The sequence below is a fragment of the Nocardioides sp. NPDC006273 genome (genome assembly GCF_040613495.1).
In the GTDB taxonomy this organism is placed as follows: Bacteria; Actinomycetota; Actinomycetes; order Propionibacteriales; family Nocardioidaceae; genus Nocardioides.
In genome coordinates, this window is the sequence record NZ_JBEXSD010000008.1 from 12723 (window position 1) to 30492 (window position 17770).

Below are 17770 nucleotides of genomic sequence, written 5' to 3' on the forward strand. Positions count from 1 at the left end.
GATGGCCCCGTGATCGACGAGCGCCCCATCAAGACCTGGCTGACAGACATGGACGGCGTCCTGGTGCGCGAGGAGGAGCCGATCCCGGGAGCGGCCGAGTTCCTTGCGAAGCTCACCGAGGCGTCTGTGCCGTTCATGGTGCTGACCAACAACTCGATCTACACCCCGCGCGACCTCCGGGTCCGGCTGCTCCGCTCCGGTCTCGACGTCCCGGAGAAGTCGATCTGGACCTCCGCGATGGCGACCGCGCAGTTTCTCGCCGACCAGCGCCCGGGTGGGTCTGCCTATGTCGTCGGCGAGGCCGGCCTGACGACCGCTCTGCATGCGGTCGGCTACGTGATGACGGAGAACGACCCGGACTACGTGGTGCTCGGGGAGACCCGCACCTACTCCTTCGAGTCGATCACCCGGGCGATCCGGCTGATCGAGCGTGGCGCCCAGTTCATCGCGACGAACCCCGACCCGAGCGGGCCGAGCCCCCAGGGCACGCTGCCGGCCACCGGCTCCGTGGCGGCGCTGATCAGTGCCGCGACCAGCCGGGCGCCCTACTTCATCGGCAAGCCGAACCCGCTGATGATGCGCAGCGCCCTCAACCAGCTCGAGGCCCACTCCGAGACGACGGTGATGATCGGCGACCGGATGGACACCGACATCATCAGCGGCCTCGAGGCCGGGATGCGCACCATCCTCGTCGAGACCGGGTCGACCAGGCCCGAGCAGATCGAGACCTTCCCGTTCCGGCCGACCCGGGTGGTCGGCTCGATCGCCGACGTACTGCCGATGCTCGACGCCGGCAGGGAATAGTCCGGCTGCGGTCACGCGCTGGGGCTGATGTGAACCAGGACCGCCCGTCGTGGGAGATGACCTTCGCCTACTCGGAGCAGCTGGCCGCCGGCTCCGCCGGTGAGGACGTACGCTTCGCCAGCTGGCTCCTCGTCGACGACGGCACGGTCGTGCTGACCGCCGCCGGCCAGTCGCACCTGCTCGGGGCGGGGGATGCGGCCCTGGTCGGGGCGCAGGTCATGCACCGGGTGTCGACCCGCGACGGGGCCGCGCTCTCGCGAGCGGACCTCCGCGCGGTCGAGGTGGGCTACCCGCTGGCCAACCCGCTGGTCGTGCGCGACTTCGTCGGACGTCACGGCGGCGTGGCCGAGCTGGTCCGGCGGTGCCCGCTGGCCGGCCCGTGCCGTCCGACGGCGCTGTTCGCGTCCGGCTACGCGTCGCTGCTCGGCGCGGCGATGACGGCCTCTTGGCTCGAGGACACCGGGCGCGGGACCGACGGCCCTGCGCCTGTCCTGGATCCAGCCGTGGCGCAGGTGATGAACGCGCTGGTCACGGATCCGGCGCGGACCTGGTCGGTCGAGGCGATGGCGGAGTCGGTGCACCTGTCCAGGTCGGCGTTGGGGGAGCGCTTCCGGCGCAGCCTGGGGCAGAGTCCCAGCGAAGCGCTGCGGGACGTTCGGATGCGCGCGGCCCGCCACCTGCTGGCCGGCGGTGACCGTCCGGTCGGGCAGGTGGCGTACGCCGTCGGCTACGGATCGGGCGCGGCGTTCAGCCGGGCCTTCACCGCCACCCACGGGATCGGCCCGCAGGCGTGGCGTGAGGACCCGTCAGCCGCGCGGGACCCGCAGCGCGCCGAAGCCCGCCGCGGCGACAGCAGCGGCGACCGCGCCGATGAGGAGCACCCGCGCGACGCCGTACTCGTCGAGGACCGCGCCTCCTAGCGCCGCCCCGAGGGTGATCGCCACCTGGAAGGCGGTGACCTGGAGCGCCAGCGCCGACTCGGTGCGCTCACGCTCGACGCGGGTGACCCACAGCTGCGTCGCGACCGGCACCATGTTGAACCCGAAGCCCCACACGATCATCGCCAGCGCCATGACCGGCGTGCTCGTGGCGAGGAAGGTCAGCGCCAGCCCGCCGGCGAGGAGGAGCGGCGCGACGGTGACGACGGCCCGCAGCCGGTTGGCGAACCGGCCGGCCGCGAGGTTGCCGAAGAGCCCGCCGAGACCCCACAGCGCCAACATCCACATGCCGTCGCCGGGCGAGGTGGTCGAGATCGCGATCCGGATGAACGGGTACGCCACGAAGTTCCCGAGCACCACGACCACCACCAGAGCCACCCCGGCGACCAGCCGCGGGTTGCGGAGGGCCTGACGCATCATGCTCAGCCCCGCGCCGGGATGGGCGGGCACCGGAGGCAGAGCTCGGGCCAGCGCCGCGGCGGAGACCAGGCTCAGCACCGCCGCCGCCGCGAACCCCCAGCGCCAGCCGGGCCCGTCGGCGAGCAGCGAGCCCAGCGGCAGGCCGACGATGGTGGCCACCGTGACCCCCAGCGCGATCGACGTCGAGATCACGTGGTCACGGCCGGGGGAGGCGTACGTCCCGACGGCGAAGGCGAAGGACCAGTACCCGGCGATCGCCGCGCCGAGCACGAGACGGCCGAGGAGCAGGACGATGAAGCCGGGCGCCACGGCGACGGCCAGGTTGGAGACCGCCGCGGCGACGAGCAGGCCGACCAGCAGCGTACGTCGGTCCATCCTCGGGAGGACCATCGCGATGCTCGGTGCGGTCAACGCTCCCGCGATCGCGGTCGCCGCCACCGCGAGGCCCGCGGTTCCCTCGCTGATCCCGAGGTCGCGAGCCATGGTGGGCAGTACGCCCGCGGGCAGGAACTCGCTCGAGACCAGGATCGCGATCCCGGCGGCGAGCGCGACCACCGGTGCTGCGGATCGCGCGCGGGGCGCGTCGGGAGGAACGGGCTGGGTCACATCTGATGAAGTCGTCGTCACCGGACGATCGTCGCGCCGATCCACGGCTCCGGGTTGATCGTCCGTCGCCCGTGCTTGACCGGATGACCGCCGTCCGGCCGATCCGCCGCCGCTGTTTCCGGATAGGGCTCGACAGCGGTAGTAGCGTGAGCGGCATGACCGATCCCCCCGTGGTCAGACAGGAACAGCTCATCGCTGAGATCGCCCTCCGCCTCGCCGACGAGGTCGAGGGGGACTGGTCCACGTTGGTCTTCAACCACCGGAACCTGTCCATGTTCTTCACCGGTCGCATCGACGTGCATCGACCGGACGGCAGCTTCGCCCACGCCCGGCCGCCTGACAGCGTCCTCTCGCTGACCGATGAGCTCAGGCGGGTGATGTACGAGCCGGGCAAGGGCGCCTGGTTCTCCGCCCGATGGACCATCGCCAGCAACGAGGTGGACGGGGAGAAGAACCTGCCTCAGGTCGTGTTCAACTACGAGGACGAGCCCGTCTGGCGCTGGCCCGCCCACCCGGGCCTGTATGCCCTCGACCTCGAGAGGTTCCCTCGCGACGACGACCGCGTGCCCGGCTGGCTCCGTCAGAAGGTCAACGGCGCCCGCCGGACGCTGTAGGGCGCCGCTCCGCGGCCGTGTCGCTGACCAGGGCCACAAGGAATCGGTGCGAAGCCTGTCGGAATCGATCGGTCACAGGAGCGGCACCAGATGAAAGGGTCTGCACCGTGCCACAGGTCTCTCGAATTGCCATCGTCAACCGCGGTGAAGCCGCGATGCGTCTGATCCATGCCGTCCGCGACCTCAATGCGAGGGACACGTCCGTCGGGACGATCCGCACCATCGCGCTGCACACCGACGTCGACGCCGGTGCGGCGTTCGTGCGCGAGGCAGACGAGGCTCACCTCCTCGGTGCCGCCGCGGACCGCCCGTACCTCGATCTCGCGGTCCTCGAGCAGGCGCTGATCGCCTCCGAGGCCGACGCCGCCTGGGTCGGCTGGGGCTTCGTCGCCGAGGATCCCGCCTTCGCCGAGCTCTGCGACCGGCTGGGCGTCACCTTCATCGGCCCGAGTGCCGAGGCGATGCGGAAGCTGGGCGACAAGATCGGCTCGAAGCTGATCGCCGAGGAGGTCGGTGTCCCGGTGGCTCCCTGGAGCCGCGGCGGGGTGGACGACCTCGAGTCGGCGCTGGCCAGCGCCGAGGAGATCGGCTATCCGCTCATGCTCAAGGCCACCGCCGGCGGTGGCGGGCGTGGCATCCGGAAGGTCACCTCCGGCGACGAGCTCGCCGAGGCGTACCAGCGCACCCGCGACGAGGCCCAGCGCGCCTTCGGCAGCGGCGTGGTGTTCCTCGAGAAGCTGGTGACCGACGCCCGTCACGTCGAGGTCCAGGTGATCGCCGACGGCCAGGGCACCGCCTGGGCCATCGGCGTACGCGACTGCTCTGTGCAGCGGCGCAACCAGAAGGTCATCGAGGAGTCTGCCTCCCCGCTGCTGACCGACGAGCAGGCGGCCGACCTCAAGACGTCGGCCGAGCGCCTCGCCAACGCTGTCGGCTACGCCGGCGCGGGCACCGTCGAGTTCCTCTACCACCCGGGCGAGAAGACGTTCGCCTTCCTCGAGGTCAACACCCGCCTCCAGGTCGAGCACCCCATCACCGAGATCGTGACCGGCACCGACCTGGTCGCGCTGCAGATCCAGGTGGCCTCCGGCATCCCGCTCACCGGCGACCGCCCGAGCGAGCGGGGCCACGCGGTCGAGGCACGCCTCAACGCCGAGGACCCGGACCGCGACTTCGCGCCCGCTCCTGGCCGGATCCGCCGCCTCGAGTTCCCCGCCGGCCCCGGGATCCGGGTCGACACCGGCGTCGCCGAGGGCGACACCATCCCCGCCGACTTCGACTCGATGATCGCCAAGGTGATCGCCTGGGGTGCCGACCGCGAGCAGGCGCTGGCGCGACTGCGCCGGGCCATGGGCGAGACCACGGTGATCATCGACGGTGGCGCCACCAACAAGAGCTTCATCCTCGACCTGCTCGGCCAGCCCGAGGTCACCACCGGCAGCCCGGCCTGGGCCGACACCGGCTGGATCGATCGCGTCAGGGGTGAGGGGCGGCTGCAGGCGGCCCGGCACGCCGGCGTCGCGCTCGTCGCCGCCGCGATCGAGGGGTACGACGAGGCCGAGCGGGCCGAGATCGCCCGCATGCTGCAGACCGCCCAGGGTGGCCGGCCGCAGATCCAGCACGACCCGGCCCGCACCATCGAGCTCAAGCTGCGCGGGGCGACGTACCCGCTGACGGTCCGGCAGTCCGGACCCGCCCGCTACCAGGTCACCATCACCGCCGGTGGCGAGCGGCGCACCCTCACCGCCACCCTCGACCGGATCGACGAGGTGCACGGTCGGCTCACCGTCGACGGCCATCGCTACCGGCTGGTGACCGCCACCCACGGCCCTGTCCATCTGGTCGAGGTCGACGACGTGATGCACCGGGTCAGCCGCGACGAGGGCGGCATGGTCCGCGCCCCAGCGCCGGCGCTCGTCGTGTCCACCCCGCTCGCCGTGGGTGACGAGGTGGCCGCCGGTCATCCGGTGCTGGTGCTCGAGTCGATGAAGATGGAGACCGCGCTGACCGCGCCGTTCGCCGGCCGGGTCAAGGAGCTCCTGGTCCGGGTCGGCAGCCAGGTCGAGACCGCGGCGCCGCTGCTGCGCCTCGAGCCGACCGGTGAGGCCGATGGCGAGCAGGCGAGCACAGCCAGCCTGGCCGACCTCGATCTGCCCGCGCCCACCCCGGAGCGCGGCCGCAGCAACGGTGAGCTGGCCGACCTGAGCAGCCTGCTGCTCGGCTACGACGTCGAGGAGGATCAGCGTCCGGCACTGCTCGCCGCCCATCTGGCCTCTCGCTCCTCCGGGACGCCCGCGGACACGCTGCGCACCGAGATGGACCTGCTGTCGCTGTTCACCGACTTCGCCGAGCTCAGCCGCAATCGCCCGGCCGGTGACGAGCCGTCCGCCGAGCTGCGCGTGCACAGCTCGCGGGAGTACTTCCACACCTACCTGCGCAGCCTGGACCCTGACCGGGGCGCACTCCCGGACCACTTCCGCGACAAGCTGCAGCGGGTCCTCGCGCACTACGGGGTCGCCGACCTCGAACGTACGCCGGAGCTCGAGCGCGCAGTGTTCCGCATCTTCCTCGCCCAGCAGCACCCCTCCGACGTCGACATCGCGATCGGGGTGCTGCAGCGCTGGCTCGGCGACCCGCCGCCGGCGACGGAGGACGCCGCTGCGGTCCGCGCGCTGCTCGAGCGCATCGTGCGTGCCACCCAGCTCCGCTTCGCCGTGGTCGGCGACCTTGCCCGCTCCGTACGGTTCGGCTGGTTCGACCAGCCGCTGGTCGACGACGAGCGTCGTGCGGTGCTGGACGGGGTGCCGGCCGAGGTCGCCGCTCTCGCCGACCCGGACGCCCCCGACCGGGCCGCCCGGATCGACGCGCTGGCGGCTGTCCCCGAGCCACTGGTCGGCTTCCTCCGGGACCGGCTGGTCGAGGGGACTCCCGAGCGCGAGCCGCTGCTGGAGGTGCTGATCCGGCGCCACTATCGCGACTACCACCTGCACGACCTGACCGTCACCGGCACTGGCACAGACGACGGCGGCGGGCGCCCGGTCGCGCACGCCGAGTACGCCACGGACGAGAAGGGCGCGACCCGCGTGGTGTCCACCATCGGCGACGTGACGGATCTCGCCCCCGGCGGCCCGCTCGATGCCGCCATCACCTCGGCGCTGTCCTCCGACCATGACGACGTCGTCGAGATCTACCTGCGCTGGACCGACGCGCCCACTGACGCCGACCTGGCGTCGGCCGAGCTCGCCAAGATGCTCGCCGGGCAGGAGTTCGCTCGCCGCGCCCGCCGCGTCTCGATCGCGGTCTGCCATGCCGCACCACAGCCGATCGACTACTTCACCTACCGCCACCACGCAGACGGCGCCCCCCATGTCCCGACCGCCGAGCTGGTCGAGGACACGCTGGTCCGGGGCATGCACCCGATGGTCGGTCGCCGGCTGAACCTGTGGCGTCTCAGTGAGTTCGACGTCACCAGGCTCGCCGCGCCCGACGACGTACTGCTCTACGAGTGCGTAGCCCGGGCCAACCCGGCCGACCGCCGGCTCGTCGCGGCCGCCCAGGCCCGCCAGCTCGCGGTGGTCCGGGACGACGAGGGCCGCGTGATCGCGCTGCCGCACGTGGAGCGGGCCGTGGAGAACTGCCTCGAGGCGATCCGCCGTGTACGCACCGCCCGGGGCCGCGAGGGCACCAAGCTCGACGTCAACCACGTGTGGGTGACGGTGTGGCCGGTGGTCGAGGCGGATCTCGACCAGATCACCGCGCTCCAGAGCAAGATCACCCCGCTCAGCGAGGGCACGGGGATCGAGGAGGTGCTCGCCGAGGGCCGCGTGGCTTCGCCGGACGGCGGTGCTCCGACCCGGCTGGCGATCCGCTTCCACGCCAAGCCGGGCGCGGGTGTCGTGGCCGACGTCATCGAGCCGCCCACCGAGCCGCTGGCCCCGCTGGACGAGTACGCCGCCAAGGTGCTGCGCGCCCGACGCCGCGGCCTCGTCTACCCCTATGAGCTCCAGCGCGCCCTGGCCGGGGCCGGCACGGTCGTCGAGCACGACCTCGACGCCGACGGCGTGCTCGTACCGGTCGATCGTGCTCCCGGCCTCAACAGCGCCGGCATCATCGTGGCGGTTGTGACCACGCCGAGCTCTCTCTACCCCGACGGCATCACCCGGGTCGTGCTCTGCGGTGACCCGCTCAAGTCGCTCGGCGCGCTCTCGGAGCCTGAGTGTGCCCGGGTGATCGCGGCCATCGACCTCGCCGAGAAGATGGGCGTCCCGCTCGAGTGGTTCGCGGTGTCGGCCGGTGCGCGGATCTCGATGGAGAGCGGCACCGAGAACATGGACTGGGTCGCCGCCGCGCTGCGCCGGATCGTCCAGTTCACCCAGGCCGGCGGCGAGATCAACATCGTCGTCGCCGGGATCAACGTCGGCGCCCAGCCCTACTGGAACGCCGAAGCGACGATGCTGATGCACACCAAGGGCATCCTCGTGATGACCCCGGACAGCGCGATGGTGCTCACCGGCAAGCAGTCGCTCGACTTCTCCGGCGGCGTGTCTGCCGAGGACAACCACGGCATCGGCGGCTACGACCGCGTCATGGGCCCGAACGGGCAGGCGCAGTACTGGGTGCCCGATCTGGCCGGTGCGTTCCGGGTTCTCATGGCGCACTACGAGCACTCCTACGTGGTTCCGGGCGAGACCGCGCCGCGCCGAGCGTCTACGTCCGACCCGATCGACCGCGACGTGTCGACGCACCCGCACGCCGGTGACTTCGCCTGCGTCGGTGAGATCTTCTCGGCCGAGCACAACCCCGACCGCAAGCGGCCCTTCGACATCCGCACCGTGATGCGGGCGCTGGCCGACGCCGACCACGAGATGCTCGAGCGGTGGGCCGGCATGGCCGACGCCGACACCGCCGTGGTCGTCGACACCCGGATCGGCGGCTACCCGGTCAGCCTGGTCGGCATCGAGTCCAAGCCGGTGCCGCGCGCCGGCTTCCCTCCCACCGACGGGCCCGACACCTACACCGCGGGCACCCTGTTCCCGCGGTCGTCGAAGAAGGTCGCGCGCGCGATCAACGCGGCCTCGGGCAACCGGCCCCTGGTCGTGCTCGCCAACCTGTCCGGCTTCGACGGCTCTCCGGAGTCGATGCGCAACCTGCAGCTCGAGTACGGCGCCGAGATCGGCCGCGCGGTCGTCAACTTCGAGGGCCCGATCGTCTTCTGCGTCATCTCCCGCTACCACGGCGGCGCGTTCGTGGTCTTCTCCAAGCACCTGAACCCGTCGATGACGGTGCTCGCCATCGAGGGCTCCTACGCCTCGGTGCTCGGTGGCGCGCCCGCGGCAGCCGTCGTGTTCGCAGCCGAGGTCTCCAAGCGGGCGGCGGCGGACCCGCGGGTCGCCGCGCTCGAGGAGCGCATCGACCACGCCGAGGACGGCGAACGCGGCGAGCTCGTCGTCGAGCTCGCCGAGCTCCGCGCCCAGCTGCGCTCGGACAAGATCGCCGAGGTCGCGGCCGAGTTCGACGGCGTCCACGACATCCACCGGGCTGTCGAGGTCGGCTCGGTGGACGAGGTGATCGCGGCCAGCGACCTGCGGCCCAAGGTGGTCGAGGTCATCGAGAGGGCGTTGGGCAAGGAGTGACCTAGTGGTGCGTCCTGGATGCTTGGCGTCGTCAGGGTGCGTGCATCGCAAGGCCGGCGTCGCGAAGTCATACCGGGCGTCTTCCGAGCGGCGCCAACGCCGCGAGGCGATGTCCTGAGCTTGTCGAAGGGTGCGTGCCATGGCGGCGCGAAGCGCCTAGGAACTTCCGGGACGCGCCACTAGTGAGGGTCGAGGGTCCGAGTCCCCTCACCTCCGTCATGTGATCTCTCAGGAGATACCGGACAGGCCTCCGCGGCCAGGTGCACGATGACCAGGTCGTCGGCCTCCAGCAGGGGCGCGATCACGCCGACCTCGTCGAGCAGTCGGCCGGTCATCACCGCACCGCCGTCGTACCACGCGGGACGTGGGTGGTCCTTGGGCGAGACCGCAAGGGGCACCGGCGTCACTCGGTAGGCCGTCTCCGGGGTCAGGCCGGGGAACCGGATGCGGCCGGCCGGCTGGCCCAGGGTGAGGTCGAGCGCCGACAGGCGGAACAGCGCCTCGCGCCCGTCAGCGGCGATCACGCCGTCCAGCTGGAGGCCGTCGTGCACGGTGTCCGCCCGCACGACGCGGCCGGAGTGGAGCAGCCCACGGAACCGCTTGTGCAGCGCGATCCAGGCCCGGAGCTCCTCGCGCTCCTCGTCCGGCATGGTCGTGAGGTCCCACTCGATGCCGAGGTGTCCCCACACGGCGGTGCCGGCGCGGAAGCGCAGGGTGTGCCGGCGTCCGGTGGTGTGGTCGGTGCTCGATCCCACGTGCGTGCCCATCAGCTCGGGCGGGAGGGTCAGCCCGGTCCACCGGACCAGACGGTGCCCTTCGTGCGCGTCGATGCAGTCGGAGACCCAGGCCCGGTCGGTCCGCTCGAGGATTCCCAGGTCGAGGCGCCCGCCACCTCCGCAGCAGGACTCGATCTCGAGTCCGGGATGCTCGGCACGGAGTGCGTCCATCAGGCGATAGGCCGCGAGTGTCTGCAGGTGGACCGCAGGCCTGTGGTCCCGGCCGCGGCCCGCGCCGGTCAGGGCACGGTTGTGGTCCCACTTGATGTAGGCGATGCCGTAGCGGTCCACCAGCGCCGAGATCTGGCCGAACACGTGGTCCCAGGCGTCCTCATTGGTGAGGTCGAGGACATGCTGGTCCCGCGAGCTGATGCCGGGACCGGCGTGGGTGCCGAGGATCCACTCGGGATGCTCCCGGGCCACGTCGGAGTCGAGGCTGACCATCTCGGGCTCGAACCACAGCCCGAGCTCCATGCCCAGACCCTGCACGGTCTTCACCAGCGGGGTGAGACCGTCCGGGAACACCTCCTCGTCCACCACCCAGTCGCCCAGCGAGCTCGTCGCGTTGCGACGCCCCTTGAACCAGCCGTCGTCGAGGACATACCGCTCGACACCCAGCTCGGCAGCACGCTCGGCGAGCTCGATCAGCTTCTCCATGTCCAGGTCGAAGTAGACGGCCTCCCAGGTGTTGAGGAGCACGGGGCGCTCGCGACGCGGGTGGGTCGGGCGCGCTCGCAGGTGCTCGTGGAAGCGACCGGAGAAGGCATCGAGCCCCTCGCCCCAGGAGGCGTAGAGCCAGGGCGAGGCATAGGTCTCGTCCCGGCCCAGCACTATCTCGCCGGGCATGATCAGCTCGCCCCCGCGCAGCAGCTTCCAGCCGGTGAAGGAACTCTCGGCGCAGAGCACCTGGTTGCCGCTCCAGCCGAGGTGAACACCCCACACCCGGCCGGCACGGAAGCCGAACCCGGACCGGCCGGCGCACAGCACGGTGGCCGAGTCGTGGCCGGGACGACCGCCCCAGGCCTCGCGGACATGCTGTCCCTGGGTGAACGCGTGGCGCTGCGGGGTGCGCTCGTGGGCGTGTCGCCCGGCCATGTCCAGGAGCTCGTCGGCCTCGGCCGGCACCGGCAGAGCCGGCTCGAGCAGCGTCACCTCGTACGGCGTCGCCGCCAGGTTCCGCACGCGGGCACGCAGTCGCAGCAGACCGTTCCCGAACAGCTCGATCTCGGTGGTCACCTCAACATCGGCCGGCCTGTCCAACGCGACGCTGGTGAGCCGGGTGCAGTCGGCCGACTCGGTGACCGTGTGGTCCACCACGTCGAAGGTGAGCGCCCAGGCCTGGCCGGCGCGGCTGCCCAGTAGGCCCGGCCGACCCACCCAGCCACTGGTCTGCTGCGGCAGCACAGAGGCCCACGAGTGCTGGTAGATCGCCCCGTCGAGGCTCGGCATCTCGAGCGAACGGAGAAGGTCGGGAAGGTGCTCGACCGCGGTCTCGCCGAGATCCGGTCCCCAGTGAAGGATGCACGGGAGCTCGGTGGAGTCCAGCCGGACAACCAGGCTGGTGTCGCCGCGGCGGAGGTGCACACCGCCGGGGCGACGGGTCGTGCTGGTCATCGGGCGGCGCGGGTGAACACGGCCACTCCGGAGCCCGCCAGCTCGACCTCGCCGCGATTGGCGCCCGAGGAGAACACCGGCTCGCCGAGGTCGCCCAGCTCGCCGAGGTCGACCACCTCGTCGGTCCGGTTGACCAGGAACCAGTACTCCCGCTCGCCGTCTGCGCGGATGGCCAGCTCCACCCGGCCACGAAGCCCCTCGGGCAGGTCGCTGTCCACGCAGGCGGCCTCGAGCAGTCGGGCCAGCAGCGGCTCGAGACCTTCCGCACCCAAGCGGGTGGAGACGTAGGTGGCCGAGCCGTGAGCCAGGGCCCGTCGGGTCACTGCCGGTCGGCCCGCCTGCAGGCCGGTCTTGTACGTCGCGAGGACCTGCGTGCCGGGAGCCGTCGCGGTGATCCGGTCGGTCCAAAGCGTCCCGACACTGCCGTCGTCGAGAACGACCTCGCCCCCGTCCAGGAGCGGCCCGAACTCCTCGATGCGGATGCCGAGCAGGTCGCGCAGCGCACCCGGGTAGCCACCCGGCGACACGTGGTTGTTCTCGTCTACGATGCCCGAGAAGTAGGTCGTGACCAGGTGGCCACCGCGGTCGACGAAGGCCTCCAGCAGGTCGGCCGTCGCGGCCGGCATCATGTGCAGCACCGGCGCCACCACGAGGTCGTACCCGTCGAGCGGAGCGCCGATGGGCAGGACGTCAGCCCGGACCCCGAGGGCGAGGAACGCGACGTACCAGTCGAGCGCCTCCGCCCGATGGCTCACCGACGAGCTCGGGTTGGCCTCCAGGTCGAGGGTCCATGACGACTCGATGTCGAAGAGGATCGCGGCCCGAGCCTGCCGGCGCCGCGACCCGACGACGGGGGCGAGCCGCTCGAGGTGCCCGCCGAGTCGGACCACCGTCCGATAGACCTCGCTGTCCTCGCCGGCATGGGGCACCATCGCCGAGTGGTACTTCTCCGCGCCGGCCACGGACTGCCGCCACTGGAAGAAGCAGACGGCGTCCGCACCGTGTGCCACGTGGGTGAGCGAGTCCCGCACCAGCGCGCCGTCCGCTTTGGGCGGGTTGATCGCGCGCCAGTTGACCGCGCTGGTCGAGTGCTCCATCAGGAACCACGGCTCGCCGCCGGCGATGCCGCCGGTCAGGTTGGCCGAGAACGACAGCTCGTCGCGGGCGTGGTCGTCGACGAGCGTGTAGTGGTCGTTGGAGACGAAGTCGACCTCGGCCGCCCAGTCGGCGTAGTCGATGCCGTTGAAGTGGGCCATCACCATGAAGTTCGTGGTCACCGGCACCTCGGGGGTCTGACGGTCGAGGATCTCCCGCTCGGCGCGCAGGTAGTCCTTGAGGGCGTCGGACGAGAATCTCTTGAAGTCGAGCTGGTGTGTCGGGTTGGGAATGGTGGGCGCCAGCCGCGGCGGCAGCACCTGGCTCCAATCGCTGTAGCGCTGCGACCAGAACGCGGTGCCCCAGGCGTGGTTGAGCCCGTCGAGGTCGCCGTACCTGTGCGACAGCCAGGCGCGGAACGCCGCCGCGGCGTCGTCGGAGTAGTCGTAGAGGTTGTGGCAACCGAGCTCGTTGGAGACGTGCCAGGCGGCGAGCGCCGGGTGCTGGGCGTACCGGCTCGCCATCGCCTCGACGACCGCCAGGGCGTGCTGTCGGAACACCGGTGACGTCGGCCGCCAGTGCTGCCGGGCGCCCGGCCACATGGTCTCGCCGGCGCGCGTTACAGGAAGGATCTCCGGGTGCCCGGCGGCCAACCAGGGTGGCGGCGAGGCGGTCGCGGTGGCGAGGTCCACAGCGATGCCGTGGGCGTGCAGGAGGTCCATGACCTCGTCGAGCCACGCGAAGTCCCAGGTGTCCTCGGTCGGCTGCAGGCGGGCCCAGGAGAAGATCCCGAGGGAGACGATGTTCACCCCGGCCTGGCGCATCAGCCGGACGTCCTCGTCCCACACCTCCCGGTCCCACTGGTCGGGGTTGTAGTCGGCCCCGAAACCGAGCGGTCCGCGAGCGCTCTCGGTCGTGAGCGACTCGGGCCACCGCACCCACAGGTGGCGTCCCCGGCTCATGCGGTCGTCCCGCGGGGCGGCGCGGTGCTGGCCCGGACCACCAGCCGGGGCGGCACCAGGACCTCCTGGTGCTCGTGCTCGCCGGACTGGATCTGCCGGATCAGGGCATCGACCGCGCCCCGGCCGACCTCGTCGAACGACTGGTGGACGGTGGTCAGTGGCGGCCAGAAGTACGCCGCCTCCTCCATGTCGTCGAAGCCGACGACGCTGACGTCGTCGGGGACCCGGCGACCGCGCTCGTGCAGGGCTCTGAGGAGTCCCAGGGCCATCTGGTCGTTCGCGGTGAACACCGCGGTCACCTCCTCGTTGTCGGCCAGCCGGAGGCCGGCCTCGTAGCCGGATGCGGTCGACCAGTCGCCCGACAGCACCGGCGGCACCGTTCGGCCGTGGGCCTCGAGCGTCCCCTGCCACGACGTCCGGCGGCGCCGCGCGGAGTAGGACAGCTCCGGCCCGGCGACGTGCCAGACGGTCTCGTGCCCGAGGTCGAGCAGGTGCTCGGTGGCCAACCGCGCCCCCTGGGCCTGGTCGTTGTCGACGATCGGGTAGTTGTACTGCGCGCTGGAGTCGACCACGACCACCGGCAGTCCCTCCGGCACGGCGACGCCGTCGAGCCGGTGCGTCTCGACCAGGATGATGATGCCGTCCACCGCCTGCTCGCCGAGCTGGTCGAACGCCGCTCGGACGGCGTCCAGAACCGGCAGCAGGTTGATGGCGTACCCGGTCTCGGTGGCGGCGGCCGCGATCGCGTCGAGGGTGTGGGTGGTGCCGACGCTGGAGAGCTCGAACGCGATCACGCCGATGCTCTGGAACCGTCCGCTGCGCAGCGCCCGGGCCGCCCGGTTGGGCCGGTAGCCGACCTCCCGCATCGCGGACAGCACCCGCTCCCGGGTGGCCGGGTCGACATAGCGGGCGCCGTTCGCGACCCGTGAGACCGTCTGTCCCGAGACCCCAGCGATCCGGGCAACGTCGGCCTGAGAGGCCCCTCGCCGTGTCGCTGGTCGCGCGGCCGTGCTGTCTGTCGCCATGGGCCGAATAATCCTTTCGCCAACCTGTTGACGTCAACATGTGTCGTACGTCACTGTACCTGTTGACGTTAACAGGCCGCCATCGGATGGGCGGTGAAGGGAGGTGGGACCGTGACCCAGCTGGAGAGAGCCCGGGAGACCCGCGGTGGTGGGCGACCACCAGTGCCCGGTCGCCGGTGGTCGCGCACCGACAAGAAGGGGTGGATCTTCGTCGGCCCGTTCCTGACGGTCTTCGCGCTGACCTTCTTGGCGCCGATCGGCTACGCCGCCTACCTCAGTCTCTTCCGCGCGCAGGCGTTCTTCGGCACCACGGAGTTCGTCGGTCTGGACAACTACGTCGACGTGTTCAGCGACGAAAAGTTCTGGGACGGCTCGTTGCGGGTCCTGGTGTTCTTCGTAGTGCAGGTGCCGATCATGCTCGGCCTCGCTCTGGTGGCCGCGCTGGCCATCGACAGCGCCCGGCTCTACGCCTCGAGCTTCTTCCGGCTCGTGATCTTCCTGCCCTACGCCGTTCCCGGCGTCGTGGCCGTCCTGATGTGGGGCTTCATGTACGGCACCAACTTCGGGCTGGCCGCCGACCTCAACGACCTGCTCGGCACCTCGATCGTGCCGCTCAGCAGCAACTGGATGCTCGCCTCGATCGCGAACATCGTGACCTGGGAGTTCGTGGGCTACAACATGCTGATCTTCTACTCCGCGTTGCGCACCGTGCCCGGCGAGATCTACGAGGCCGCCGCCCTCGACGGTGCCGGGGCGCTACGGACCGTGCTCTCGATCAAGATCCCGGCCCTGCGCGGGGCCATCATGATCGCCACGATCTTCTCCATCATCGGGACCTTCCAGCTCTTCAACGAGCCGAACATCCTGCGCACGCTGGAACCCAACGTCATCACGACCTACTACACACCGAACCTCTACGCCTACAACCTGTCCTTCGGCGGGCAGCAGTACAACTACTCGGCGACGGTCGCGATCGTGATGGGCCTGCTGACCGCCGTGATCGCGTACGCCGTCCAGCTCCGCGGCTCACGAGAGGCGATGAAGTGAACCGCCGGGTGAGCACGTCGCCGCTGACGCCGCGGCGGTCGCCGCTGCTGACCGTGCTGATGGCGCTGTTCCTCGTCTACACGCTGGTGCCGCTGGCGTGGCTGATCCTGAGTGCCACCAAGACACAGGAGGATCTGTTCTCGAGCCCGGGCTTGTGGGTCGGCGACGAGTTCGCGTTCTTCAGCAACATCCGCGACACGCTGACCTACCGAGACGGCATCTTCCTGCGCTGGCTGGCGAACACCCTCCTCTACGTCGTGGTGGGTGCCGGCGGCGCGACCCTGCTGGCCACCGCGGCCGGCTACGGCCTGGCCAAGTACCGCTTCCCCGGGCGCCGAACGGTCTTCGCCGTCATCATCGGCGCGGTGGCCGTGCCCGGCACCGCGCTGGCGGTGCCGACGTTCCTGATGTTCTCGAACATGGGGCTCACCAACACGGTCTGGGCGATCATCATCCCCTCGCTGATCAGCCCGTTCGGCCTGTACCTGATGTGGGTCTACGCCGCGGACGCCGTGCCGGATGAGCTGCTCGAGGCGGCGCGCATCGACGGTGCCGGCGAGATCCGGATCTTCTTCACGGTCACTCTGCGCCTGCTCGCTCCTGGCATCGTCACGGTGCTGCTGTTCGCCGTGGTCTCGACGTGGAACAACTATTTTCTGCCACTGATCATGCTGAGCGAGCCGAAGCTCTACCCGCTCACCGTGGGCCTCACCCAGTGGAGCGCCCAGGCGACAGGCGCCAACGCGCAGCCCGTCTACAACCTGGTGGTCACGGGGTCCCTGTTGACCATCGTCCCTCTCGCCATCGCCTTCATCCTCCTCCAGCGGTTCTGGCAGTCCGGCCTGAGCGCCGGGAGCGTCAAACAGTGAAATGAAAGGATCGACATGTTGATCATCAGTGGGCGCAGAGCCCGCCGCCGGATCGCCCTTGTCGCCGCAGCCCTCACGGCCGCCTCAGTGCTCGCCGGCTGCGGCTCGGACGATGGGGGCGGCAGCGGAGGCGAAGGCACGGCCGCAGACCTCGACGCCGCTCTCGAGAAAGGGGGCACCATCACCTACTGGACGTGGACCCCATCCGCCGAGGCCCAAGTGGCGGCGTTCGAGGACCAGTACCCGAACGTCGAGGTGAAGCTGGTCAACGCCGGCACCGGCAACGACCACTACACGAAGCTGCAGAACGCGATCAAGGCCGGTTCGGGCGGCCCCGACGTGGTCCAGGTCGAGTACAAGGCGCTGCCGCAGTTCGCGCTGCCCGGCGAGCTGGTCGAACTGCGCCAGTACGGTTTCGACGAGTTCGAGTCGGACTACACGCCGTCGACCTGGGCCTCGGTGCAGGCCGGCGAGGGTCTCTACGGGCTGCCGCAGGACTCCGGCCCGATGGCGCTCTTCTACAACCAGCAGGTCTTCGACGAGCACAAGCTCGAGGTGCCGACCACCTGGGACGAGTACGTCGAGGCGGCTCGGACCATCAAGAAGGAGAACCCGTCGCAGTGCATCACCAACGACAGCGGCGACGCCGGGTTCACCACGAGCATGATCTGGCAGGCCGGCGGCACGCCGTTCCAGTCCGACGGCGAGAGCGTCTCGATCGATCTGCAGGACGAAGGCACGCAGAAGTGGACGGGCGTGTGGAACCAGCTCATCGAGGACGAACTGGTCTGCACCATCCCCGGCTGGACCGAGGAGTGGTATAAGGCGCTGGGTGACGGGACCATCGCGTCCATCCCTCTCGGCGCCTGGGCACCCGGCGTGTTCGAGCAGTCCGTGCCCGACGGTGCGGGCAAGTGGCGGGCCGCGCCGATGCCGACGTACGACGGACAGCCGGCGACCGCCGAGAACGGCGGCGGCACCCAGTCGGTGCTGGAGCAGAGTGAGAACCCCGCGCTGGCGGCGGCGTTCGTACGCTGGCTCAACCACGACGAAGGCGTCGAGCCGTTCCTGGAGAGCGGCGGCTTCCCAGCCACGGTCGCGGACCTGCAGGACCCGGCGTTCGTCGACAAGAAGCTCGACTACTTCGGTGGCCAGCAGGTCAACCAAGTGCTCACCGGCGCGGCCACCCAGGTGGTCGAGGGCTGGCAGTACCTGCCGTACCAGCTGTACGCAGACACGATCTACGGCGACACCGTCGGCAAGTCCTACCAGACCCACTCCGCCCTCGAGGACGGCCTCGGCGCCTGGCAGGAAGCGCTCGTGAAGTACGGCGCCGAGCAGGGTTTCAGCGTCAACTGACCCACGAC

The 17770-nt window shown here is 70.7% G+C and carries 11 protein-coding genes; 7 read left to right on the plus strand and 4 right to left on the minus strand.

Annotation, left to right across the window (positions count from 1 at the left end; all coding sequences use genetic code 11):
- Positions 1 to 9 precede the first annotated feature (9 nt).
- Together ABZZ22_RS05390 and ABZZ22_RS05395 are read left to right on the plus strand one after the other, a co-directional pair.
- Positions 10 to 804: an HAD-IIA family hydrolase gene (locus ABZZ22_RS05390; RefSeq protein ID WP_354927576.1), complete on the plus strand. Its 795-nt coding sequence runs from the start codon at positions 10 to 12 to the stop codon at positions 802 to 804.
- 29 nt (positions 805 to 833) lie between these two features.
- Complete coding sequence (locus tag ABZZ22_RS05395) at positions 834 to 1724, plus strand: AraC family transcriptional regulator (RefSeq protein WP_354927578.1); 891 nt, start codon at positions 834 to 836, stop codon at positions 1722 to 1724.
- Here ABZZ22_RS05395 and ABZZ22_RS05400 read toward each other — a convergent pair.
- Positions 1611 to 2789, minus strand: a complete 1179-nt coding sequence (locus ABZZ22_RS05400; RefSeq protein WP_354927580.1) for an MFS transporter — start codon at positions 2787 to 2789, stop codon at positions 1611 to 1613. The two genes, ABZZ22_RS05395 and ABZZ22_RS05400, sit on opposite strands and share 114 nt — an antisense overlap.
- 134 nt (positions 2790 to 2923) lie before the next feature.
- On the opposite strand from ABZZ22_RS05400, the gene ABZZ22_RS05405 reads away from it, so the two are divergent.
- On the plus strand, positions 2924 to 3382 hold the full coding sequence (locus tag ABZZ22_RS05405) for an agglutinin cell wall attachment protein (protein WP_354927582.1): 459 nt from the start codon (positions 2924 to 2926) through the stop codon (positions 3380 to 3382).
- 107 nt (positions 3383 to 3489) lie between these two features.
- The gene (locus tag ABZZ22_RS05410; RefSeq protein ID WP_354927584.1) at positions 3490 to 9015 is read left to right on the plus strand and encodes a carboxyl transferase domain-containing protein; all 5526 of its coding nucleotides are present in this window, start codon (positions 3490 to 3492) and stop codon (positions 9013 to 9015) included.
- Between the two features lie 179 nt (positions 9016 to 9194).
- Here the strand turns inward: ABZZ22_RS05410 and ABZZ22_RS05415 are convergent, their stop codons facing one another.
- Genes ABZZ22_RS05415 through ABZZ22_RS05425 form a run of 3 tightly spaced genes read right to left on the minus strand, consistent with a single transcriptional unit; the run spans position 9195 to position 14487 of the window.
- On the minus strand, positions 9195 to 11405 hold the full coding sequence (locus ABZZ22_RS05415) for an alpha-galactosidase (RefSeq protein WP_354927586.1): 2211 nt from the start codon (positions 11403 to 11405) through the stop codon (positions 9195 to 9197).
- Positions 11402 to 13462, minus strand: coding sequence for a beta-galactosidase (locus ABZZ22_RS05420; protein ID WP_354927588.1), 2061 nt, complete (start codon positions 13460 to 13462; stop codon positions 11402 to 11404). The genes ABZZ22_RS05415 and ABZZ22_RS05420 overlap by 4 nt, the downstream gene beginning before the upstream one ends.
- Positions 13459 to 14487 carry a LacI family DNA-binding transcriptional regulator gene (locus ABZZ22_RS05425; RefSeq protein WP_354927590.1) on the minus strand — a complete coding sequence of 343 codons (1029 nt, stop codon included), beginning with the start codon at positions 14485 to 14487 and terminating at the stop codon, positions 13459 to 13461. Before ABZZ22_RS05425 ends, ABZZ22_RS05420 begins: the two co-directional genes overlap by 4 nt.
- Positions 14488 to 14598: 111 nt before the next feature.
- Here ABZZ22_RS05425 and ABZZ22_RS05430 point away from each other — a divergent pair, with 111 nt between their 5' ends.
- From ABZZ22_RS05430 to ABZZ22_RS05440, 3 genes are read left to right on the plus strand one after another with little or no spacing between them, the layout of a single operon-like run.
- Entirely contained in the window at positions 14599 to 15534 is a 936-nt protein-coding gene (locus tag ABZZ22_RS05430; protein ID WP_354927592.1) for a sugar ABC transporter permease, read from the plus strand.
- Positions 15531 to 16403 carry a carbohydrate ABC transporter permease gene (locus ABZZ22_RS05435; protein WP_354927594.1) on the plus strand — a complete coding sequence of 291 codons (873 nt, stop codon included), beginning with the start codon at positions 15531 to 15533 and terminating at the stop codon, positions 16401 to 16403. Before ABZZ22_RS05430 ends, ABZZ22_RS05435 begins: the two co-directional genes overlap by 4 nt.
- Before the next feature lie 15 nt (positions 16404 to 16418).
- Positions 16419 to 17762: an extracellular solute-binding protein gene (locus ABZZ22_RS05440; RefSeq protein WP_354927596.1), complete on the plus strand. Its 1344-nt coding sequence runs from the start codon at positions 16419 to 16421 to the stop codon at positions 17760 to 17762.
- Positions 17763 to 17770: the final 8 nt, after the last annotated feature.